The following is a 21968-nucleotide window of genomic DNA, read 5'->3' on the forward strand; positions in this document are numbered from 1 at the left end:
CACATCCTGAGCGATGCTGGTCGTGCGGTGCAACGGAGTTTCCGGGGCTCCGCGAACGGCCGGCGAACCGGAGATTACCGATCCCGAACGTGGCAATACGCACCCTTGTGCGACCAGCCGCGAGGGTCTTGGGTGGTACGAGTGTGCCGACCCGGGCCCAACAGAAACCGGGCCGGTGGCATGGTGGAATCTCAGGAGGATCCCGACATGTCCGATACGGCAAGTGACTGTAGCGACTGTACGGAGCCCCGTACCGCGGTCACCGAACCCGAGGTGGAGGCCCTGGTCAGGGGCATCTGCTTCAAGACCGGTCCGCCCCGAACGCTCGGGGTCGAAGTGGAATGGCTCGTCCACGAGCTGCGGCTGCCGCAGCTCCCCGTGACAACTGAACGACTCGAAGCGGCCTACGCCGCCTTGAAGACCGTGCCTCTGAGGTCGGCGCTCACTGTCGAGCCCGGCGGCCAGCTGGAACTCAGCTCGTCGCCCGCCGCCTCCCTGATGGAGTGCATCGGTTCCGTCTCCGAAGACCTGGACGCCGTCCGCGCGGTGCTGCGCCGCGACGGCCTGGGGCTGGTCGGTGTCGGCCACGATCCCTGGCATCCGCCGCGCCGGTTCCTGCACGAGCCGCGCTACGACGCCATGGAGCGCTGCCTCGACCGCACCGGGCCCGCGGGCCGCCGCATGATGTGCACCTCGGCGTCCGTGCAGGTGTGTCTGGATGCCGGCTACGAGGAGCCGGGTCCGCTCGGTCTCGGGCGGCGCTGGTGGCTGGCGCACCAGCTGGGCGCGGTCCTGGTGGCCGCGTTCGCCAACTCCCCGCTGGTCGGCCGCAGCCCCACCGGCTGGCGCTCCACCCGGCAGCTGATCTGGATGGAGATCGGCCCCGGCCGCGCGGGCGGTCCGACCCTGGACGCCCTGCCGCGCGACGCCTGGACCGACCATGTCCTGGACTCGCCGGTGATGTGCATACGGCAGGACAGCGGCCCGTGGGAGGTCCCGGAGGAGCTGACGTTCCGGGAGTGGATCAGGTCGGGGTCGCCCAGGCCGCCGACCCGTGAGGATCTCGACTACCACGTCTCGACGCTGTTCCCGCCGGTCAGACCGCGTGGCCATCTCGAACTGCGCATGATCGACGCGCAGCCCGGGGACGACGGCTGGATCGTGCCGCTGGCCGTGACGACCGCGCTGTTCGACGACCCCGAGGCCGCCGAGACCGCCTACCGGGCCGTGAAGCCGCTGGCCGAACGGACCCAGGGGCTGCCCGCGCCGCACAATCCGCTGTGGATCGACGCGGCCCGCTACGGGCTGTCCGACCCGGAGCTGCACGAGGTCGCCCTCGTCTGCTTCGCGGCGGCCCTGGAGGCCCTGCCCCGGCTTGGCGCCACCGCCGGGGTCACGGACGCCGTCCGCGCGTACTTCGACCGCTATGTCGTCCGGGGCCGCTGCCCCGCCGACGACCTGCTCGACCGCGTGCGTGGCACGGACAGCCGCCCGCACGGGAAGGACATCCGCACATGACCGACGCCGACACCGCCGCCGACACGTCTGTTGACACCTCCGCTGACATCGATATCGAGGCGCTCAGGCAACGGGCGTTGACCACCCTGACCACGGCCCGGGACCGCACCACGCTCCTCACGAGCTGTGTGGACGAGCCCGAACTCACCGCCCAGGTATCGCCGTTGATGTCCCCGCTGGTCTGGGACCTCGCACACATCGGCAACCAGGAAGAACTGTGGCTGCTGCGGGCCGTCGGCGGTCGGGACGCGATGCGGCCCGACATCGACGGCCTGTACGACGCGTTCGAGCACCCGCGTTCCGAACGCCCCTCACTGCCGCTGCTGCCGCCCGCGGAGGCCCGGCAGTACGCGGCCGAGGTGCGCGGCCGGGTGACGGACATCCTGGAGAGCCACGCCTTCCGCGGGACGCGGCTCACCGACCTGGGCTTCGCCTTCGGGATGGTCGCCCAGCACGAACAGCAGCACGACGAAACGATGTTGATCACCCATCAGCTCCGCACGGGCCCGCAGGCGTTGACGGCCCCGGACCCGGAGCCGGTCCCGCTGTTCACCGGTCCGTCCGAAGTCCTGGTCCCCGGCGGCCCGTTCACGATGGGCACCTCCACCGAACCGTGGGCGCTGGACAACGAACGGCCCGCGCACCGGCGGGAGGTGGCGCCCTTCTACATCGACACCACACCGGTCACGAACGGCGCGTATCTGGCGTTCATCGAGGACGGCGGCTACGACGACCCGCGCTGGTGGACGAAGGAGGGCTGGGCGCACGTCCGCCGCAACTCCATTGCGGCGCCGGAGTTCTGGCGTCGGGAGGCGGGCCAGTGGCTGCGCCGCCGGTTCGGCGTCACGGAGGCCGTACCGCCGAACGAGCCGGTGGTGCACGTCTGTTGGTACGAGGCCGACGCCTACGCCCGCTGGGCCGGACGACGGCTGCCCACCGAGGCCGAGTGGGAGAAGGCGGCCCGCCACGACCCGACGAACGACCGCTCGATGCGCTACCCGTGGGGCGACGCCGACCCGGCCCCCGAGCACGCCAACCTCGGCCAACGCCACCTGCGCCCGGCACCCGCAGGCAGCTATCCCGCAGGCGAATCACCGCTGGGCGTACGCCAGTTGATAGGTGACGTGTGGGAGTGGACGTCGAGCGACTTCCTGCCCTACCCGGGCTTCAAGGCGTTCCCGTACAAGGAGTACTCGGAGGTGTTCTTCGGCCCCGAGTACAAGGTGCTGCGGGGTGGTTCGTTCGCCGTGGACGAAGTGGCCTGCCGGGGCACGTTCCGCAACTGGGACTACCCGATCCGGCGGCAGATCTTCTCCGGCTTCCGCACCGCCCGCTCGGAGGCCGTCTGATGTGCCGTCATCTGGCCTACCTGGGACCCGAGGAGCCGCTCGGCCGGCTCCTCGTGGACCCGGGGCACAGCCTGTACCGCCAGTCCTGGGAACCTCGGCGGCAGCGGCACGGCACGGTCAACGCCGATGGTTTCGGGGTGGGTTGGTACGCCGAGGGCGACCCGGTGCCGGGCCGCTACCGGCGGGCCGTGCCCATCTGGGGCGACCAGTCCTTCGCCGACCTGGCCCGCGTGGTCCGCTCGGGGGCACTGCTGGCCGCCGTACGGAACGCGACGTTCGCGGGTGCCGACGGGGAGGCCGCGGCGGCGCCGTTCGCCGCGGGTCCCTGGCTGTTCAGCCACAACGGCGCCGTCACCGGCTGGCCGCAGACGATGGCGGCGCTGGCCCAACGCCTGCCGCCGGTGGACCTGTTGTCGCTCGATGCCCGCTGCGACTCGGCGCTCGTGTGGGCGCTGGTCCTCAGTCGGCTCCGGGCGGGCGACGAGGAGGGCCAGGCTCTGGCCGACACGGTGACGGAGGTCGCCCATGCGGCCCCCGGCTCCCGCCTCAACCTCCTTCTCACCAATGGCGAGACGATCGCCGCGACGGCCTGGGGCGACACCCTCTGGTACCTCTCGGAGCCCGGCCGCCGCACGGTCGTCGCCTCCGAGCCCTACGACGACGACCCGCACTGGCAGGAGGCCCCCGACCGCACCTTGCTCACCGCGACCCGCACGGAAGTCCTTCTCACCCCCTTGAAGGACCTGGCACCCGCACCTTCGAAGGAGCCCCGCACGTGAGCCCGTTCCTTCTCACCCGCACCCTGCCCGAGGACGCCACCGACGCGGCCCTGCGCGCCGACGTCCTGGAGGGCCTCACCAGTACCCCGAAGACCCTCCCGCCGAAGTGGTTCTACGACGCCCACGGCAGCGAACTCTTCGAGCAGATCACCGAGTTGCCCATAGTCGCGGCACCGACCGTGTCCCGCACAGGTCGTGTTGCCTCAACGGCGGCCAGAGGTCTTCGCTCTGGTCGTGTTGTAGTCCCGCACTGTGTCCCTTTCAGAAATGCCAGTCGACCCCAGTTGGTGACGCAGAGGGCTCAGGGTCAGACCCGCCGCCGAGCAGGACGTCCGCCCCAAGGAGACAACGGGGCCTGACTTCTGGTTCCCGTAGTCACTCTACGTACCCACCGGCAGGACGTCGACTGAAGTGAGGCAATCATGACCAGCACCCGCGCCTACGGCTACACCGACACCCTTGAAGCCGAGCACTACGCCAAGGCACTGCGCGCCGACATCCGCGGCGGACTGACCAGCTTCCCCAAGTCCACTGCACCCACGTGGTTCTACGACGCCCGGGGCAGCGAACTCTTCGAGGAGATCACCCAGCTCCCGGAATACCCCTTGTGGAGGGCCGAACTGGGGTTGCTCCAGCTCCACGCCCGGGACGTGGCCGCGCAGACCGGAGCCCGCAGCATGGTCGAGCTCGGGTCCGGGAGTTCGACGAAATCCAAGCTGATCATCGAGGCGCTCGGAGCGGCCGACCTGAACTACGTCCCCGTCGACGTCAGCGCGGACGCGCTCCAGCAGGCCAGCACCCAACTCGTCCAGGACTATCCGGGGATCCGTCTGCACGCCCTCCGTGCCGACTTCACGGCTCCGCTCGTCCTGCCGGCACTGCCCAACGACGAGCCACGACTCATCGCCTTTCTTGGCAGCACGCTGGGGAATTTCCGGCGCCCTGCCCGAGGTCCCTTCCTTCGCGGACTCCGGGACATCATGCGCCCTCAGGATTTCCTTCTGATTGGCGCCGACCTGGTCAAGACGGAGCACGAAATGATTGCCGCCTATGACGACAAACAGGGGGTCACGGCCGAGTTCAACAAGAACCTACTGCACGTCCTGAACCGCGAGCTGGACGCCGACTTCGACCCTGATGCCTTCGATCACGTATCGGTATGGAACAGCGCGGAAAGTCACATCGAGATGAGGCTGCGCAGTCGAGTCGAACAGCTCGTCAAGGTCCGGGGCCTCGACCTTTCGGTGCATTTCGCGCACGGAGAAGAATGGATCACGGAGCGCAGCGCTAAATTCACCACAGACGGGCTGCACACAGAAATTGCCGAGGCGGGCCTCCGGGCAAATCAGCTCTGGGCCGACCCGAACGCCGGTTTCACGCTCACGCTCGCCACCGTTCAGTAAGGCTTTTCCCGCAACCGCTGTTCGGGGCGGGTGGGTGCATCCGCGGGCCGGATCACTGAGCTTCTTCGAGTTGGCCACCGATCGGGTGACGGTCCATGAAGCGCAACGAGCGAGGCCCCCGAGCTGTTGATCGAGATGTCTGACGTCTCAACCACGCTGCTCGGGGGCCTCGTTGGTCATCTGTCCTGCCGCACTCGACCTGCCCCATGCGCTCGTGGAGTGGGTCACGATGCTCATCGTCACCCGTGAGGGTGACCGGCGCTGCAAGCTCCGTCCGTCCCAGCGCGCGATGGTGGCACTGGTGTACCTGCGCGAACACACCACCCTGGCGAAGATCGCTGCCGGGTTCGGGATCAGCGAGTCCACCGCCCACGCCTACACCAGTGCGGTCATCCGCCTGCTCGCCGAACGTGCGCCGGGTCTGCTGAAAGTCCTGCGCGAGGCCGCGGCGGACTTCGTCCTGCTGGACGGCACGCTCGCCGAGTGCGACCGGGTCGGCGACGGACGGGCCGACTACTCCCACAGACACCGCCGGTACGGGGTCAACCTGCAGGTGGTCACCGACCCAGGCGGCCGGCTGTTGTGGTTCTCACCCGCGTTGCCGGGCCGAGCCCACGACCTGACCGCCGCCCGCACCCACCGGATCATCCGCATCTGCGAGCGCCAGGGCGTCCCCATCCTGGCCGACCTCGCCTACCAGGGTGGCGTCCCCTGGGTGAGCACCGGCATCAAACGCAAGCCCCTGCAAGAACTCACCCTCACCGAGAAGACCCTCAACCGGGCCCCGGCCGCAGCACGGGCACCAGTCGAACGCGGCATCGCACGCCTGAAGTCCTGGCAGATCTTCCGCAGGTCCCGATGCAGCCCCAACCGCATGACGTCAATCGCCAAAGCCATCCTCACCCTGGAGAGGCAAGGCTGAAGAAGCTCAGTAACTGGCGGCTCTGCATCGAGGATCAGAACGATTCCGTCATCGCGTTATCCAGGCCGTCCCCGACGGTGCCGAATGAAGCGCTCCGGGATCGGTGGAGGTGGTATGCCCCAGTTCTGATGGAATCGGGTTGCTGAACAATTGACCGTCCAGCAGCCTCCGGAGGCCGTGATGCCTCGCAGCTATCCACCCGAGTTCCGCCGTAAGGTCCTCGATCTCGTTGCATCCGGAAGGAAGGCCGCCGAGGTTGCTCAGCTCCTCGGCATCAGTGACCAGACGATCTATGTCTGGCGCCGCCAACACCTCATCGATACAGGGCAGTTGCCCAGCACGAACAGCACCGACCAGTCCGAACTCGCTGCGGCCCGCAAGCGCATCGCCGAGCTGGAGGCCTATTGGCCGTCCACCGCCGTGCTGCCGAACTGCTGGGTGAGGTGACGTCCCCAAAAGGCGGTTCAAAGCCATCCGCGTGACGGCCGGTGAGGACCTGCCGGTGCAACTGGCCTGCCGGGTACTGCATGTCGCCGAGTCCGGGTACTACGTCTGGCACAATCGGCCGCCCTCGAACCGCCTGGTCAAGCACGCCTGGCTGACCGAGGCCATCGCGGGCATCCACACCGCCTCCCGCGGCACCTACGGCTCCCGCCGGGTCCATGCTGAGCTCGGTCTGGGCCTGCGCATCCATGTCAGCCACGGCACCGTGGAGCTGCTGATGCAGCGCGCCGGCCTGCACGGCCTGCCCGGCAACCGGCGACCCCGCGCCAAGCATGTCGCCCCATCCGTCGCCGACCTGGTGGAGCGGAACTTCACCCGCCACGCCCGGGACCAGTTATGGGTCACCGACATCACCGAGCACCCCACCTTGAAGGCAAGGTGTACTGCGCGGTCGTCCTGGACACGTTCTCGCGACGCGTGGTGGGCTGGTCGATCGACTCCTCGCCCTGACCACCAACGCCCTGGCCATGGCCATCGGAAACCGCTCCCCGCGGCCGGGCGGCACCATCATCCACTCGGACCACGGAGTGCAGTTCGGGTCCTGGGGATTCACCCAACACGCGAAAGCCTCCGGCTTGCTGCCCTCGATGGGCTCCATAGGGGACTGCGTGGACAACGCGATGATGGAGTCCTTCTGGGCCCGGGTCCAGGTCGAACTACTCAACCGCAGACGGTGGCACCTGGTTGGAGCTGTCCACCGCACTCTTCGAGTACCTGGAGATCTTCCACAACCGACAACGCAGACACTCCGCACTGGGCATGCTCAGCCCGGTGGAGTACAAACTCCGCACCCCGCTAGTAGCTTGAAACCAAGCAACTCGACTCCACCCAACTCGGGGCAGTACGGAGCCTCCACCGATCCCGGAGCGCTTCACCAGGCATCCTCAAGATGGAGACCCAGCAACACACCAGTTCTCTCACGTTCCGTGGCGCCTACAACGCGCTGGACTCGCTAGGCGAACAAAAACGCTAGATGATCAATTCCAGGGGATCGCGCTGGTCACTGACAGGCGAGAACGCGGTTGCTATCGAGGCATGGAGAGCCTGGACCCCGGTCATGCGCGAAGCCTCTGGTTTCGGATGCACACATTGCCGGTAGCCTCGCCCGGTGCGAATCCTGTTCACGTTCATCGGTGGCAGCGGTCACTTCCGCCCTCTCATCCCTGTGGCCCGAGCGGCTCAAGCTGCAGGACACACGGTCGCCATTGCCGGTGCGGGAGGGAGGGGGCCCGAGATCGCAGCCGCCGGGTTCACTGCTTTCGCCACGAGCGAGCCGCGCAAATACACCGAAGCCGCACAGCGCAGGATGGTGGAGATACCCGATCGGGAAGCGGACGTTCGGCAGCTCGCAGAGGGCTTCGCCCGGCGCGGGGCCCGGCGGCATGCCGCGGCAGTTCTTGAACTTGCGCATGCATGGAAGCCCGATGTCCTGGTGCGTGACGAGGTCGACTTCGGCACCGCGATCGCGGCCGAATCACTCGCAATTCCCTGTGCGACTGTCCTGGTCCTCGCGACCGGGGGTTTTCTGCGCAAGGAAGTCGTCGCCGAGCCACTGCACGAGCTGCGATCCACATACGGCCTGCCGCCGGACCCGGAGCTAACCATGCTGGACCGGCACTTGGTACTGTCGCCGTTCCCGCCGAGCTTCCGAAATCCGCACTTCCCCCTGCCTGCACACACCTTTCTGTTCCGACAGGCAGCCGCCGTCAGTCCAGTTGACGCCACGTCGCGCACGCCCACCGTGTACTTCACCCTCGGCACCGTTAACAACACCACTGACATGTTCTCCCGGGTGCTGGCCGAACTCCAGGATCTTCCCACGGACGTGGTCGTTACCGTCGGTGAGCGCGTCGACCCCGCCGCGTTCGGGCCGCTGCCCGACCACGTCCGGATCGAACAGTTCGTTCCGCAGGAGGTGCTTCTGCCGCAGTGCGACCTGGTCGTCTCGCACGGAGGCTCCGGCAGCCTCATGGGAGCATTCGCCCACGGCCTGCCGTCGGTCCTGATCCCCCTGGGTGCGGACCAGCCGTATAACGCGCAGCGTTGCGTCGAACTCGGTACCGCCCAGGTCCTGGACCCGGTCACTCTCACCCCGGAGGAAGTGCGCACGACGGTATCGGCTGTACTCGCCGACGGCGCCTACCGCCGCGCCGCCGAGCGCGTCCGAGAGGAGATCAACGCGCTGCCGGGACCCGAGCAGACGATTCCCCTGCTCGAAGCGCTCCGCGGATCAGCTCTGCAGCGAAGCTGAAGTTCATCGAAGTGAGCGGCAGGTCGTCGAGCGGATCAACGAGACCTTCAAGGGGCGACTCGACCTCGAACGACACCGAGACCGCACCTCCGGCGGCGTGGCCGTCCACGTCCTTCAGCGCATCCTCGCGCTCATCGCCGCGATCTGGCACAACAACAACGCCGACCAGCCGACCATGCGCGCCCTCCCGCCTACGACCACTGAACCCCTTGGGATAGATCATCTAGGCCGGAGTCATCGGCGCCTCCTCCGGCTCGCTTTTCGGCAGTGGATGACCGCCGGAATCTGATGGCGGACCTTGTGCAGCACCGGCTGTGCCACTCGGACGAAGGGCTCGGTCGACCAGAGCTGGTGCGGCACCGACATAGTCAGTCGGGTCGCTGAGCACGGCGAGTCGCGTCGCACTCAGTACTCCGTCCAGCTCGGCGCGCTCGCCGAGCAGTTGGTGGAACGGCCGCCCGGTACGGCGGCTTTCTTCCGAGACCTCGCCGAGCAGCTGCTTGGCTGCCGTCTTGCCGAGTTCGGGCGCGATCCAGGCGGTGATTCTCTCCGAGACGAGCTGGCTGCCGATGAGGGACAGATTCTCCAGCATCCGTGTCGGGCGGACCACCAGCCCCTCCACCAGCTCGACCGCCGTCTCCGCGGCACCTCCGGCCAGTTGCAGACATTCCCTCAGCAGAAGCCACTCGGCGTGCCAGGCACCACCGGAACGCTCGTCCTCAGAGATCAGGCACTGGGTGAGCCCTGCTGCCAACACCGGAACCTGAATGGCCGCGCTGCGAATCAGGGTGGACAGGACCGGATTCTGTTTGTGCGGCATCGCCGATGAGCTGCCCCGCCCGCTCACGGTGGGCTCGCTGACTTCCCCGACCTCGGTTCTGGTCAGGTTCTGCACGTCCATGGCGATCTTGCCGAGAGCCCCTGTCGTGAAGGCCAGCGCTGCAGCGAGATCGGCCATCGGCGTGCGGAGCGCGTGCCAGGGCAATGTCTGCCGGGCCAGCCCGGTCTCCGCGGCGAAGGCCGCCTCCAACTGGGACACGTACTCCTCCGGGGGGAGCGGATCCGCGCCGTCCAGTCGTGCGTACTCCAGGTATCCGGCCAAGGTGCCCGCCGCCCCGCCCAGTGAGACCGGCAGGCCCTCCGCAGCCAACCGGCCCAGCCGGTGGTCCGCGTCCAGAACCAACTGACGCCAGCTCGCGGCCTTGAGTCCGAACGTGGTGGGCACCGCCTGGAGAGCCAAGGTGCGGCCGGCCATCACGGAGTCACGGTGATCGGCCGCCAGCACGGCAAGTGAGGCCACGGTCCGGTCGAGGTCCTTCCGGATGATCCCGATCGTACGCACAGCAACAAGCATGGCGGCGGTGTCCAGGATGTCCTGGCTGGTGGAGCCCCGGTGTACGAACTCCGCGGCGGCCGCGTCGGTCCGGGCCACCTCGCGGGTCAGCGCCTGGACCAGCCCGACAACGGGATTGGCGGTCTGCCGCGCGGCCAAGGCTAGGGCCCGCAAGTCGAAACGCTCGGCCCTGGCCGCACGGCCGATGGTCTCGGCCGCGGAGGGTGGCACGGTGCCCAACCTGGCCTGGGCCCGAGCGAGTGCGGCCTCGGCGTCGAGCATGGCTTGGAGCCAGGCCTGGTCGTTCACCTCGGCCTCCACTGCGGTTCCCGCCCGCACAGGCGAGAGCAGGCCGGAGTCGATCCAGCTGGTCATACGACCACCTCCATTGGTTCCATCGGCACCGCGCACTCCCCGTCGACGGTGGTGGCGGCCAGTGCCGGCAGGGCCAGCACCGCACACGCGATCGCGTCGGAGTCACCCAGGGTCACCGAGTCCACTCCCGGCCTGATGCCCGCCGCGGTGGCCCAGTGCACGGCTTCGGTGGGGACCCCGTACGCGAACCGCCGCGGATGGACCTGGCCGAGGGTGTCCAACAGCCGGTAGGGACGTTCGCTGACCGCCAGTCCCCCGGTCTCGTAACTCGTGCCGCACGCGCCGGGAATCCGGTGCGGCACCGCCTGCCCGGTGCTGAGCAGGTGGAGCAGCAGAGGATCATCGGTGCGCCGCAGGTCCGGTTCCGGGAGCCTCGCTTCGATCAGCGTGGTCGCCCGCACCGGTGGTCCCGGTATCAGCGGCGACCGGGCGACGAAGGCAGAACCGTGAGTGTCCAGACGGACCTCGGCGGCGGGCCCGATCAGTTCCAGAACCCCCGCTTCGATCAGTGCCGCGGTCTCCTCGATCCTTGAGGCCGGGGGGCCGATGGAGAGGAACGCGTTGAGCGGGGTGTACCAGCCCTGCAGGTCGTCCCGGTAGGAGTCGCCGTCGATCCCGCCGTGGTCCACCGCCAGCCGGATCTCGTTGCGCAGGTCCCGCAGCACGTCCAGGGCCGCTTTCAGCGGGCCGCTCACGTTGCCGGCTCTGGCCTCGCGGACGTCCTGGGCAAGGTACTCCAGCAGCCAGGCCCTGAAGTCCTCGCGATCGCCGAACACGCCCTTGCCGTAAGGGCGTTCGAGCCGGTCCCAGTCCCAGCGGTCCTCATGGGTGAATCCGTAGTCCGCGAGCAGCGCCGGAAGCTCCGTCGACGAAGCGCCCAGATAGCGCGTGACGAATGTTTCGCGTTCCTGCGCCGCACCACGATTCGCAAGCAAGGAGCCGTAGTAGACGCTCTCCACCTCACGCGCGATCAGCGGCCACAGGTCCTGGCGGAAATCCATCGGCTCATCCTCGGCACATCGCCGGCGCAGGGCCGCGATCCGTTCCGCAGTGAGCAGCCGCGGCTGGTGACGGCCGTGGACGCCCTTCTCGTTCTCACCACGCGCGTGGTACGGAATGCCTCGGCGCGAGCTGGCGAACATCAACGGTTCCTCGCCGGAGGGGTGGTACACCAGACGCTCCCCCTCACGGGCGTAGGTGCCGCCGCGACCCGTCGTCAGCAGCGCCATGTAGTCGAAGAAGCACAGGCCCAGACCGCGGAGCAGGACAGGGCGGCCCGGCCGGATGCGGCTTAGGTCCACATCGGCCGGATTGGCCGGGGCGAGGTAGTCCAGCCGGTGGATCCGGGCCAGCCGGAGATTGCGCTCCTCCTGCGGTGTCGGCCGCTCCGCGACGTGCCCCTGGGCCATCACCACGGCGTCCAATGGCTCCAGCCAAGTGCCGTTCTCCAGGCGGACACGCTGGGCGCCGTCGCGTCGGCGGGCGTCGACGCTCGCCAGCGCGACGGCACGCGAGCGATGTACCTGGACGGTGATGTGCGCTGCGGCCTGCTCGATCACCGTGCGGAAACCGGCCTGCAGATAGCGCCCGTAGAAGGCGCGGGTCGGGTAGGAGTTCGGCTCCAGATCGCGGGCCTCGGCAAGGGTCAGGTCGTCGAGGTCGGTCTCCTCGTCCTGGAGGATCTGCTTGGCCCAGTCGTAGAGGCTCGGGCCGGGCACGATCGGTCCAGCGATCCGGACACTCTCGTCGGTGAACACGGTGATCTGCGAGGCGATCGTGTTCATCACCAGATGACGCGACTGGGTGACACGCCACACGGTTCCGGCGCCTGGCGGAGACGGATCGACGACGTGGATGGTGACCGCGCTGTGGCGCCGTTCCTGCCGCTCGTTCGCGCAGAGCCGTTCCAGCACCGACAGCCCTCTGGGACCGGCGCCGACTATGCATATCGTGGTCAAAGATGGCATCTGAAATTCCATTCCTGAATACGGTGCTGCCCGGGCACTTGTCACACACCGGCACCGAGCGGCTTCAGGAAGCGTCGCTCGTGCCGTCTGATGCAGCGCGTGGTCCGGGCCAGTTCGAAGGCGGCCTGGCATTCCGGGTCCTCGAAGCTCGCGTTGCGGTACCGCTCGTACTCGGCGAGGCTGCCGAAGGAGAAGAGGGCGTAGGCGATGTCGCTGTCCCCTTCGCTCGGCAGGAAGTAACCGTGGTGTGTGCCGCCGAACCGATTGACCAGCCGAACCCAGCGTCTGCCGTACTCCTCGAAGTCCGCCAGTTTGTAAGGGTCGATCTCGTACGTCAGGTGAATGGTGATCACGTCCGCACCGCCTCCTGAGCGGTCTTGGCGGCCCGGGTGGCCGCGCACCGCACGGGCTGCCGCTCTAGAGGCGGAAGAGGGGATTGTGCTCGATCAGTTCGGTGTCGATCTGCGCCCGGCGCAGCGAGGTCCCGTAGTCCCAGTTCATCGACTGCCACCGGGTGACCTGATCCAGCATCCACAGGCCTGACTGACGGCTGCCGTTGCCGGACTTGAGGTTTCCCCCGAAGGGAAGATGGGCCTCCGCACCAACGGTCGAGTTGTTCACGCTCAGCATGCCGCAGCGCACCTGGGCGCCGAACCGGAAGGCGACGCCGGGGTCCCGCGTGTAGACGGCGGCGGAGAGGCCGTAGCCATGGCCGTCCGCCAACGCCACCGCTTCGTCCTCCGTGGCGAACGGCATCACGCCGACCAGGGGGCCGAAGGTCTCGTGCCGGTAGAGGTCGTCCTCGGGCCGGAGCCCGTCGACCAGCACCGGATGCACGTAGAGCCCGCGATCCGGGTCACCGGTGAATGAACGCCGCGGGTTGGCGCGACTGATCCGCCCGACCCCGTCCGAGCCGTGGATCGTGTGGTGCTCCTCGATCCGGTCCAGCCAGCCGGTGAAGCCCGTCAGATAGCGCTCGTCGATGAGCGGTCCGTAGAACACGTCCTTGGTCGGCTCGCCGATGACGAGTTCACGAAGGCGCTCGTCGAGCCGCTGTACCAATTCCGTGTGCAGCGACTCGTGGACGATGATGGTGCCCAGCGAGGTGCAGCGCTGGCCCGCGGTGGCGTAGCCGCTGAACAGAGCCCCGGCCAGCGCGCTGTCCAGATCCGCGTCCGGCATGACCACCATCGGGTTCTTGCCCCCGAGTTCGAGACACGGCGTCTGCAGGTGTCGGCCGCAGAGCTCGCTGACCATCCGTCCGGCCTCGGTGGAACCGGTGAAGCCCACCTTGTCCACGGCGCCCTGATCGAGCGCCGATTCCAGCCCGTGGAACGTGGCGTCGCCGTCGGCGAGCACCAGGTTGACGGTACCGGCGGGTACACCGGCGTTCGCGAAGATCTCATACAGTGCGCAACTGACCGCGGGCGTGAGTTCCGAAGGCTTCCAGACCACGGTGTTCCCGGCCAGCAGCGCCGGGATGATGTACCAGGAAGGCACGGCCACCGGGAAGTTCGCCGCGGTGATGACCACCATGGTGCCCAGCGGGCGCCGGAAGGTGAACAGTTGCTTGTCCCGGATCTCGCTGGGCACCGTCTGGCCGTAGAGGCGCCGGCCCTCTCCGGCGAAGAAGGTGCAGGTGTCGACGATCTCCTGGACCTCACCGAGCGACTCGGCGAAGGGCTTTCCCATTTCGCGGCAGACGAGTGCGGCCAGCTGCTCCTTGTTCGCGGCGACCAGTTGACCGATGTTCGCGATCAGCTGTCCGCGCACCGGAGCCGGCACGGACGCCCACTGTGCGGACTTCGCCGATGCAGCGGAGCATGCGGCGGCGAACGTCTCGGCAGTGTCGAGCCAGGCGGTGGTGACGACTTCGTCGGTTTGTGCCGGATTGAACGACGGTACCGGCGTGGCGGTGGCCGAGCTCAGCGGGCTGCCGTCGATGACGGACCTGGATTCCAGGTTGCGCACGTTGTTTCCCAATCGGTTCGCGGCGTCGGTCACGCCGGGTCGGAAATCCAGACTCGGCGCAGGTGTCGCCGTGCGTCGGTGTATCCGGTTCGGGCGTGCAGCATGCGGTGGTTGTTCCAGAGCAGCAGAGCGTTGCGCTGGATATCGACGGCGACGTGGTTCTGCTCGAAGAACTTGACCATCCGCTCGCGGATGTCGAGGAGGAAGGGATCGTCCTGGTGCTCCACGCAGTTGTAGCTGAACCTGAGGATCGGCGGGGCGTCGGCTCGCTCCTCGTACATCGGATGCACGGCTGTCCTGCCCAGGTCCATGCTGCGGACGCCGTCTGCCGATATGAACTCGTACTGCTTCTGTGTGAGCAGCCCGAATTCTTCCGGCGTCAGTTCGTCCAGGAAAGGGCGGAAGTCCGCGAGTGTCGTCTGCCCCCCGCCGTCCTCGGCGGGAACCAGGCACCACAGACCGAGATAGCGCGGCGCCGCTCCGAGAAACTCGTAGCACTCGGTGTGCGGCATCAACGGCCGCGTGTTCAGGGAGTGGTACATGTCCTCGAAGCGTTCTTCGGCCTTCACCGACCAGATCTGCTCTCCCGCATACTGCGGCAGCAGCTCGCCGAAGGCCTTGAAGAACTCGACGTGGTCAAATCCTTCCGGAACATCGTCCATGTAGACGTAGCCGTGCAGGTCGAGCATCTCTCGGAAGACTGCGTCGTCGTACTGGTCGAACGAAATCCGGCTGGTCGGCTTCCTGTCACGTGCGCTCACTTGACACCTCCGGTTTCCAGGGTTTCGGTCACGGTGTTCATGACCTGGTCGATGGAATTCACTGCCGAACTGAGTTCGGCCGTCGTCACCGTGAGCGAGGGCCGAAATCGGATGCTGCGTTCGCCGGACGGCAGGATGATCACTCGTTCGTCGGTGAACAGCCGTTTGATCAGAAGATCGCGGACAGGCGCATCCGGAAGGTCGAAGGCCGCCATCAGGCCGCGGCCCCGGACATTGCTCACCAGACTCGGGTGCCGACGGCCCAGTTCGCCGAGCAGACCAAGAAACGTGTCTCCCTTGTCCCTGGCCTGCCGGAAGAGCTCGTCGCGCTCCACGATGTCGAGGATCCGGGTCGCCCGCACCATGTCGGCCAGGTTCCCGCCCCAAGTGGAGCTGATACGCGAGGACGTCCGGAACACGTTGTCGTCGACGAGGTCGACCCGCCGGCCCGCCATCACGCCACAGACCTGCGTCTTCTTGCCGAAGGCCACGACGTCCGGTGACAGACCGAGTTGCTGGTAGGCCCAGGCGGTTCCCGTCGGACCGCAGCCGGTCTGTACCTCGTCGAGAACGAAAAGAGCGTCGAACTCGTGGCACAGTTCCTGCATGCCGAGGAGGAACCGGGCACTGAGATGCATGTCCCCGCCCTCGCCCAGGATGGGCTCGGCGACGAAGCAGGCTATCTCGCCGGCGGATTCCTCAAAGGTGCGTTGCGCCATGTGCAGCGCGGCGTCCTCCGCCGATCGGTTGTCCGACGCGTACTCGTGAAGCGGGAAGCGGAGCGCCGGAGTGGGCAGGCGTGGCCAGTCCCATTTCGGGAAGAGCCTAGTCTTTTCCGGGTCGGTATTGGTCATCGACATGGTGTATCCGCTGCGGCCGTGGAACGCGCTCGTCAGGTGCATCGCCTTCAGGTTCAAGGATTCCGCCGTGCCCGAGATCCGGGATTTCCAGTCGAATGCCACCTTGAGCGCGTTCTCGACGGCGAGGGCACCGCCGTCGATGAAGAAGAGTTTCGGCAGCGCGGGATCACCCAGCACGCGGACGAACGTTTCGACGAACTGTGCGTACTCCTCCGTATAGACGTCGGGATTGCTCACCTTGTGCAGGGCGGCCCTGGCCAGCCTGGCCATGAAGTCGGCGTCGTCGAGCAGGTCAGGGGGATTCATCCCCAGCGGAAGCGACGAGAAGAAGGAGAAGAGGTCGAGGTAGTGAAGCCCCGTCCGGGCGTCGACCAGATAGCTGCCGGAACTCTTCTCCAGGTCGAGTATGAAGTCGTAGCCGTCGACGAGGATGCTGCTGCTCAGCACCTCGCGCACATCTGCCGGATCCACAAGTGCTCCCCTGTGTGTCGAGAACAGATCTTTTTCCGTGTCGCAACTGCCGCCCTGAGGCGGCCGCCCGGCCCGCGTCAGCAGACCTCGGCGCCCAGCGAGCGCAGGTCGTCGAAGAACTCCCGGTAGGTCTGGCCGACCGACTCCCAGCCGGTGACGGCAAGCCCGTCACGGCTGCGCAGGGCCAGCACCGACATGGCCATCACCACGCTGTGGTCGTGGTGCCCGAAGACCTCAGCTCCGCCGGGGACCTGACCGGTGCCGTGGACGATGATCGCGTCCTGGCGCTCCTCGACCTTCGCGCCCGCGGCGGCGAGTTCATGGCAGAAGTCGCTGATCCGGTCGCACTCCTTGAACCGGAGGGTCTCCACGTTGGAGAAGACGCTGGTGCCGTTGGCAAAACAGGCCAGGGCGGCCATCGGCAGGACACCATCCGCGCACGCCGATCCGTCCAGTTCGATGGGCGCCACCTCGTCGGCCCCATGGCAGACCAGCGTCTCGCCCTCCGCGTCGATCCGGACGCCCATGCGGCGGAAGGCCTCGATCAGGGCCGCCGTACCGTGGTCGTTCCCCTGAAAGCCGCTGATCCTGGTCAGGGAGCCCGGGACGGCTGCCGCCGCAGCGAGGATGCCGGCGACGCTGGAGGCGTCACTGGCGACCGGGTGGATGGCCGGACGATAGCGCTGGCCGCCTGCGATCCGGTAACTCAGCCGGTCCTCGCCGACCTCGACGATTACTCCGGCCCGGCCCAGCGCGTCCACAGTGGTTGCCACCATCGCGCTTGAGCTCAGCTCGTCGTGAACTCGGATCTCCACATCCTCGCCGACCAGGGGCGCGAGGAAGAGCAGCCCGGAGAGGAACTGCGAGCTGCGGCGACCGGACACCGACACCGTCCCGCCGTGCAGGCCCGCTGTGCGCCCCACGACCAGCGGGGGACATGCCTCCGGGCCGCGTCCGGCGGCGTCGGCGCCGAACTGCCGCAGTGCGTCGACGATCTCATGGTTGCCGCGCCGTCCCAGGGAGTCGGCGAAGCGCGTGCCAACCGAGCAGTGGTCGGTAGCGGCGCCAACGGCAGTAAGCAGGCGTAGCACGATCCCGGAATTCCCGGCGTCGAGTTCAGTGCGCCCAGGAAGCCGGTGGTCGACACCGCGCACCTGCCAGGTGCGCGCATCGAGCTCCTCGATCTCGGCGCCAAGCACTCGGCAGGCAGCGGCCATGGCACGGATGTTGTCTCCGGAGCCAGCGTTGACGATGGTGCTGGTCCCCGCGGCGAGAGTGCCACAGAGCAGGGCGCGAACCGTGCCGCTCTTGGCGCCGGGTGGGGTGACGGAGCCTGACAACCGGGTGCCGGGTGCCACGCGGAGGCTGGAAGGGGTCGTCATCTGTGATCCGTTCGAGTCGGTCAGACGCGGGCGGGCGTGGTGGTCAGCGTCTGAAAGCAGGTCAGGAAGTCGGCGAACGAGGTGCTCAGGGTGTTCGCCCCGAGCACATGAACGGGGCGCTCGACTGCCAGGGTCGCCAGGAACAGCGCCATGAAGTTGCGATGGTCGCCCTGAGCGTCGACCTGCTCGGCCGCAGCGGGCTCGACACAGTCGGTTTCGAAGCCGTCCAGCTGTCCGTCGCGGTAGTGGGGTCGCAGGACCCGCCCGAGCCGCGCCAGCTCGTCCAGCACGACCTGCAGCCGGCTCGTCTTGTGGTGATGAATGTGGCGGGCGCCTTGCAGCACCATCCCGTGGGGCAGGCTGGAGGCCACCGCCGCCAGCGCCGGCACCAGAGTCGGCAGGTCCGAGGCGTCGATCTCCACCTGCTCGGCGGGCCGTTCGCCGGACCTGATCCGCAGGTTGGTTCCCTCCTGGGTGATCCGGACCCCGAGACGGCGACCCAGCGCCACCGCCGAGTCGAGGAAGAGGTCCTCGCCGAGCTCCACGTCCTCCACCAGGATGTCGGCGTCAGCGACGACGGCGGCCGCAACGAAGTAGAAGAGCGAGGTGACGTCCGGTCCGACCAGTATCTTCGTGGCCCGGTAGCCAGACGGCTCGACCTCGATCGTGCGCAGGTCGTCGGCGACCATAACGTGGGCGCCGAAGCGCGCCATCATCTCGCCGGTCATCCGAATGTAGTGCTTGCTGACCAGTACGCCCGGGATGCCGATCCGTACCGGTCCGGCTGCGTAGGGTGCGGTCAGCATCAGCGCGCTGACGAACTGCGAGGTCTCGTCCGCGGGTACGTCAAGCCGTCCGCCGGTCAGGCCAGTGCTCCAGGTGGCGATCGGCAAGACAAGGTCTCGGTCGGCGGGCTCGGCCCGGCCACCCAACCCCGCCAGCGCGTCCAGGAGGGGCTGGAGCGGCCGTGCGGCCAGTTGTCGGCTGCCGGAGAGCACGCAAGGTGCCGGCGCGAGGGCGGCGATCGGCAGCAGGTGCCGCAGGGCGAACCCGGAACCGGCAACCTGCAGCAGCGCGGCCGGACGCTGGGGCCGGCCAGCCACACCGCGCACCACGAGCTGCTCGCCCTGGGCTTCGAACCGAGACCCGAGCGCCGTCGCTGCTTCCTGCACCAGCGTGGACTCCGAACAGACGTTGGGCCGACGGATCGTCGACTCACCGTCGGCGAGCGCGGCCATCAGCAGCGCCCGCTGGGTGTGCGGCTTCGAGGTGGGAACACGGACTGAGCCGCGCAGGACGGTCAACGCCTCAGCGTCCATGGTTGTCTCCTGTCCGGGTCACGGTGAGCGCTGCGGGGCCCGACGTCGCCCGGGCGGGTCGCGTCCGTCCGGTCGTCGGGGGATGCAAGGGAACGGGCGGGCTCACGCCCACCAGCGCGGCGGTGTGGTCCAGTTCGGCCCGCACCTGGGTCGGCAGCGGGATTCCCTCGTGGGCCCGCTGGGCGGCGCAACGCCGCTGCCGGTCCCCCGGCACCCGCACCGGGGGGCTCCCGGCGGGCGGCGGCACGGCTCGCAGTTGGGCGCCGAGCGACCGGACGCGCTGCTGGACGTCCGCGGCGTCGGCGTCGAGCGCGCCCGGGTCTAGGCAGAGCACGAAGTGCCCGACATTCGCCGGCCCGGCCCCGGGAAGGCGCGGGCCCCAGCCCGCTCCGGCGATCGGCCCGCACAACAGCTCGACCAGCAGACCGACACCGAAGCCCTTGTGTGCGTTCTCGGGCCCACCGAACGGCAGCAGGCTGTGTCCTGACAGCTGGTCGATTCCGGCGATCACCTCGCCCGCGTCCAGCGCGGGCCGGCCGTCCCCGTCCTGGGCCCAGCCCTGCGGCAGGCACTGCCCGGCCCGCTGGAAGGTCTCCAGCATGCTGCGCGAGGCGGAGCTGGTCGCCGCGTCAAAGGACACGGTCTCCTCGCCGGCTGGAACCGCGTACGCCACCGCGTTGGTCCCGAGAAAGGCGGCCGCTCCGCCGCTGGGGGCCACCATCGCCTTGGTGGACCCGGTCAGCACCAGGGCGACCAGTCCGGCCTCGGCTGCCCGTGCGGTGTACCAACTCATGCTCCCGGCATGGTTGGAGCCGCGCACTGTCACCACCGTCACCCCGTGCCGGCGGGCGGCGCTCACGGCGTGGTCGACTGCGAAGCTCAGACCGACCGGGCCCAGGGCGTTGCCGGCGTCCACCACAGCCACCGGGCCGGCGTCCGAGACCACCTGGGGCCGGGCCAGCGGGCTGACTCGGCCGTCGGCCAGGGCCTGGGCGTACTGGCCCAGCCGCACGATCCCGTGGGTGTCGGTTCCCCCGAGGTCCGCGTGCACCAGCACCTGTGCGCACAGCTCTGCGGCATCCCGGGTGGCGCCAGCCGCGATGAGCACCCGGGAGGCGAAGTCCCTGAGCTCGTCGGCCGCGAAGCGGACCTCCTGCGTCGTCCCGCTCACCGCGCTGACGCCGTTCGGTGTCCGATGCGGGTCTCGGAGCGCTCCGCCTGCTCCTTCAACCGGCGACGCACGATCTTCCCGGTGCGGCCACGCGGCAGCGCGGCGGTGAAGTCGATCGCCACCGGCACCTTGTAGCCGGCCAGCCGCTCGGCCGCGAAAGCGATCAGCTCCGCCTCCGTCACGGCGGCCTCCTCATGCAGGACCACTGCGGCCGCGGCCTCCTCGCCCAGCGTCGGATGCGAGCGGCCGAAGACCACCACCTCCAGCACCTCCGGGTGCTGCGCCAGGGCCTCCTCTACCTCGGTGGGGGAGAACTTCTCCGCGCCCCGGTTGATGACGTCCACGACCCGGCCGGAGAGCGCCAGGTAGCTGTCTTCGTCGAGCGTCCCCTGATCACCGGTGCGCAGCCAACCGTCCACGAAGGGCTGCTGGTCGGCCGGCACCCCCAGATAGCCGGGCATCACGATGGCGCCGCGGACCAGGACCTCACCGACACTGCCGGGCGCGTTCGTGATCTGCCCGTCGGCTGTCAGCACGGCCACCTCACTACCAGGCTGGGTGGTGCCGACGGTGCCCGGCTTGCGCGGCCCGTCCAGCGGGTTGCTGGTGATCTGGCCCGGGGCCTCGCTGGCGGCGTAGGCCTCCAGCACCGGCGCGCCCAGGTACTCCTCCAGCTCCGCCAGCAGCTTGGGCGCCAGCGCCGAGGAGGTCGAGCGGATCGCGCGCAGCCGCAGCTCCTCGCGGACCGCCGGAGTACTGCGGGCCATCGCCAGGAAGCTGTGGTGAACGACTGGCGCGGCGGAGTACCAGGTCGGCGCTGCGGACCGGATGACGGCCAGCAGTTCGGCGGCGGTGTTCACCCGGGCGCAGACGGCGCTCCCCCCGGAGGTCAGCGGCGCGAGCGTGCCCGGGAAGATCCCGTGGCCGTGGTAAAGCGGCATGGCGTTCAGGGCGCAGTCGCTGACATCCAGCCGCAGGGTGGACACGATGTTGTCGACGGCGGCCGCCAGGTTGCGCTGGGTCAGCTGCACAACCTTGGGTGCCGCGGTGGTGCCGGAGGTGAACAGCAGCAGGGACGGGTCGTCCTCAGCCGGCAGTTCGGCGGCCGTCTCGTCCGGTGCTCCGTCGAGGTCGTCGACCTCCCAGATGAGGACAGCGGTGTCCTCGCCGGCGAGTGCACGCATCCGGGCGGCGGACGGCGCGTCCACCAGGACGGCGCGCGGCGCAAGCTGGGCGAGGCAGACGGCGAGCTCGCTGTCGGTCAGGCCGGGGTCGAGCGGCGCGACGGCGGCTGCCGAGGTGGCGGCGACCAGCGCCACGGCCGTCCGCCAGTCACCCGCCATAACCAGCGCGACCCGGTCGTGCCGACCCACACCCGCCTCCCGCAGTCGCAGACGACCGCCGTCGCGGATGCGGCGAAGGTCGTGATGGGTGGCACGCACGCCGGCGGCGTCCCGGATCGCGGGCGCGCAGCCGGCTCGTACGGCGCCGGCCCGCAGTCGGCTCTCCAGGGTCTGTTCGTGGTCCGCGGCCGATGGGACACCAGACGCCGCCGGGCTGGTGTTGTGGGAATGAGGCATGGCTCAATCTCCGCCTGTGGTCGGAATACGGTTGTCCGTCTACGGGTCGTCG

At 68.6% G+C, this 21968-nt stretch carries 16 protein-coding genes and 2 pseudogenes; 8 read left to right on the top strand and 10 right to left on the bottom strand.

Features of this window, described 5'->3' with window-relative positions; all coding sequences use genetic code 11:
* The first annotated feature begins 207 nt into the window (after window positions 1-207).
* The 8 genes and pseudogenes from egtA to OG504_RS07910 all read left to right on the top strand — a co-directional run bounded on the left by egtA (window position 208) and on the right by OG504_RS07910 (window position 8726).
* Window positions 208-1518: an ergothioneine biosynthesis glutamate--cysteine ligase EgtA gene (gene egtA, locus OG504_RS07875; protein ID WP_405989097.1), complete on the top strand. Its 1311-nt coding sequence runs from the start codon at window positions 208-210 to the stop codon at window positions 1516-1518.
* Window positions 1515-2867, top strand: coding sequence for an ergothioneine biosynthesis protein EgtB (gene egtB, locus OG504_RS07880; protein WP_405989098.1), 1353 nt, complete (start codon window positions 1515-1517; stop codon window positions 2865-2867). The genes egtA and egtB overlap by 4 nt, the downstream gene beginning before the upstream one ends.
* Entirely contained in the window at window positions 2867-3646 is a 780-nt protein-coding gene (egtC, locus tag OG504_RS07885; RefSeq protein ID WP_405989099.1) for an ergothioneine biosynthesis protein EgtC, read from the top strand. Before egtB ends, egtC begins: the two co-directional genes overlap by 1 nt.
* Window positions 3643-3870, top strand: a pseudogene (locus OG504_RS07890) (L-histidine N(alpha)-methyltransferase); the annotation flags it as partial. The gene egtC and the pseudogene OG504_RS07890, both read left to right, overlap by 4 nt.
* A 198-nt stretch (window positions 3871-4068) precedes the next feature.
* Complete coding sequence (gene egtD, locus OG504_RS07895; RefSeq protein ID WP_405989100.1) at window positions 4069-5049, top strand: L-histidine N(alpha)-methyltransferase; 981 nt, start codon at window positions 4069-4071, stop codon at window positions 5047-5049.
* 172 nt (window positions 5050-5221) lie between these two features.
* A complete protein-coding gene (locus OG504_RS07900; RefSeq protein ID WP_405989101.1) occupies window positions 5222-5971 on the top strand; it encodes a transposase family protein in 750 nt (249 codons plus the stop codon).
* 180 nt (window positions 5972-6151) lie between these two features.
* A pseudogene (locus OG504_RS07905) lies at window positions 6152-7282 on the top strand (IS3 family transposase).
* A 301-nt stretch (window positions 7283-7583) separates the two neighbouring features.
* Window positions 7584-8726, top strand: a complete 1143-nt coding sequence (locus tag OG504_RS07910; protein WP_405989102.1) for a glycosyltransferase — start codon at window positions 7584-7586, stop codon at window positions 8724-8726.
* 223 nt (window positions 8727-8949) lie between these two features.
* On the opposite strand, the gene OG504_RS07915 is transcribed toward OG504_RS07910, so the two are convergent.
* The 10 genes from OG504_RS07915 to OG504_RS07960 all read right to left on the bottom strand — a co-directional run bounded on the left by OG504_RS07915 (window position 8950) and on the right by OG504_RS07960 (window position 21916).
* A complete protein-coding gene (locus OG504_RS07915) occupies window positions 8950-10434 on the bottom strand; it encodes an adenylosuccinate lyase family protein (RefSeq protein ID WP_405989103.1) in 1485 nt (494 codons plus the stop codon).
* Window positions 10431-12401, bottom strand: coding sequence for an FAD/NAD(P)-binding protein (locus OG504_RS07920; protein WP_405989104.1), 1971 nt, complete (start codon window positions 12399-12401; stop codon window positions 10431-10433). The genes OG504_RS07915 and OG504_RS07920 overlap by 4 nt, the downstream gene beginning before the upstream one ends.
* A gap of 41 nt (window positions 12402-12442) precedes the next feature.
* A complete protein-coding gene (locus OG504_RS07925; protein ID WP_405989105.1) occupies window positions 12443-12754 on the bottom strand; it encodes an NIPSNAP family protein in 312 nt (103 codons plus the stop codon).
* Between the two features lie 64 nt (window positions 12755-12818).
* Entirely contained in the window at window positions 12819-14372 is a 1554-nt protein-coding gene (locus tag OG504_RS07930; protein WP_405989106.1) for an aldehyde dehydrogenase family protein, read from the bottom strand.
* 29 nt (window positions 14373-14401) lie between these two features.
* On the bottom strand, window positions 14402-15133 hold the full coding sequence (locus OG504_RS07935) for a TauD/TfdA family dioxygenase (protein ID WP_405989107.1): 732 nt from the start codon (window positions 15131-15133) through the stop codon (window positions 14402-14404).
* Complete coding sequence (gene lat / locus OG504_RS07940; RefSeq protein ID WP_405989108.1) at window positions 15130-16464, bottom strand: L-lysine 6-transaminase; 1335 nt, start codon at window positions 16462-16464, stop codon at window positions 15130-15132. The genes OG504_RS07935 and lat overlap by 4 nt, the downstream gene beginning before the upstream one ends.
* Before the next feature lie 77 nt (window positions 16465-16541).
* A complete protein-coding gene (gene aroA / locus OG504_RS07945; RefSeq protein ID WP_405989109.1) occupies window positions 16542-17846 on the bottom strand; it encodes a 3-phosphoshikimate 1-carboxyvinyltransferase in 1305 nt (434 codons plus the stop codon).
* Window positions 17847-17866: 20 nt separating this feature from the next.
* Complete coding sequence (locus OG504_RS07950; RefSeq protein WP_405989110.1) at window positions 17867-19165, bottom strand: 3-phosphoshikimate 1-carboxyvinyltransferase; 1299 nt, start codon at window positions 19163-19165, stop codon at window positions 17867-17869.
* Complete coding sequence (locus OG504_RS07955) at window positions 19155-20336, bottom strand: Ldh family oxidoreductase (RefSeq protein WP_405989111.1); 1182 nt, start codon at window positions 20334-20336, stop codon at window positions 19155-19157. The genes OG504_RS07950 and OG504_RS07955 overlap by 11 nt, the downstream gene beginning before the upstream one ends.
* A complete protein-coding gene (locus OG504_RS07960; RefSeq protein ID WP_405989112.1) occupies window positions 20333-21916 on the bottom strand; it encodes an AMP-binding protein in 1584 nt (527 codons plus the stop codon). The genes OG504_RS07955 and OG504_RS07960 overlap by 4 nt, the downstream gene beginning before the upstream one ends.
* Window positions 21917-21968 lie beyond the last annotated feature (52 nt).

The sequence above is a fragment of the Streptomyces sp. NBC_00986 genome (assembly GCF_045162565.1).
Taxonomy (GTDB): domain Bacteria; phylum Actinomycetota; class Actinomycetes; order Streptomycetales; family Streptomycetaceae; genus Streptomyces.

Coding starts and splice junctions, on each gene's coding strand:
- aroA (WP_405989109.1), bottom strand. CDS start 17,846: ATGACGACCCCTTCCAGCCTCCGCGTGGCACCCGGCACCCGGTTGTCA.
- OG504_RS07960 (WP_405989112.1), bottom strand. CDS start 21,916: ATGCCTCATTCCCACAACACCAGCCCGGCGGCGTCTGGTGTCCCATCG.
- egtC (WP_405989099.1), top strand. CDS start 2,867: ATGTGCCGTCATCTGGCCTACCTGGGACCCGAGGAGCCGCTCGGCCGG.
- OG504_RS07920 (WP_405989104.1), bottom strand. CDS start 12,401: ATGCCATCTTTGACCACGATATGCATAGTCGGCGCCGGTCCCAGAGGG.
- egtD (WP_405989100.1), top strand. CDS start 4,069: ATGACCAGCACCCGCGCCTACGGCTACACCGACACCCTTGAAGCCGAG.
- OG504_RS07915 (WP_405989103.1), bottom strand. CDS start 10,434: ATGACCAGCTGGATCGACTCCGGCCTGCTCTCGCCTGTGCGGGCGGGA.
- egtB (WP_405989098.1), top strand. CDS start 1,515: ATGACCGACGCCGACACCGCCGCCGACACGTCTGTTGACACCTCCGCT.
- OG504_RS07950 (WP_405989110.1), bottom strand. CDS start 19,165: ATGGACGCTGAGGCGTTGACCGTCCTGCGCGGCTCAGTCCGTGTTCCC.
- egtA (WP_405989097.1), top strand. CDS start 208: ATGTCCGATACGGCAAGTGACTGTAGCGACTGTACGGAGCCCCGTACC.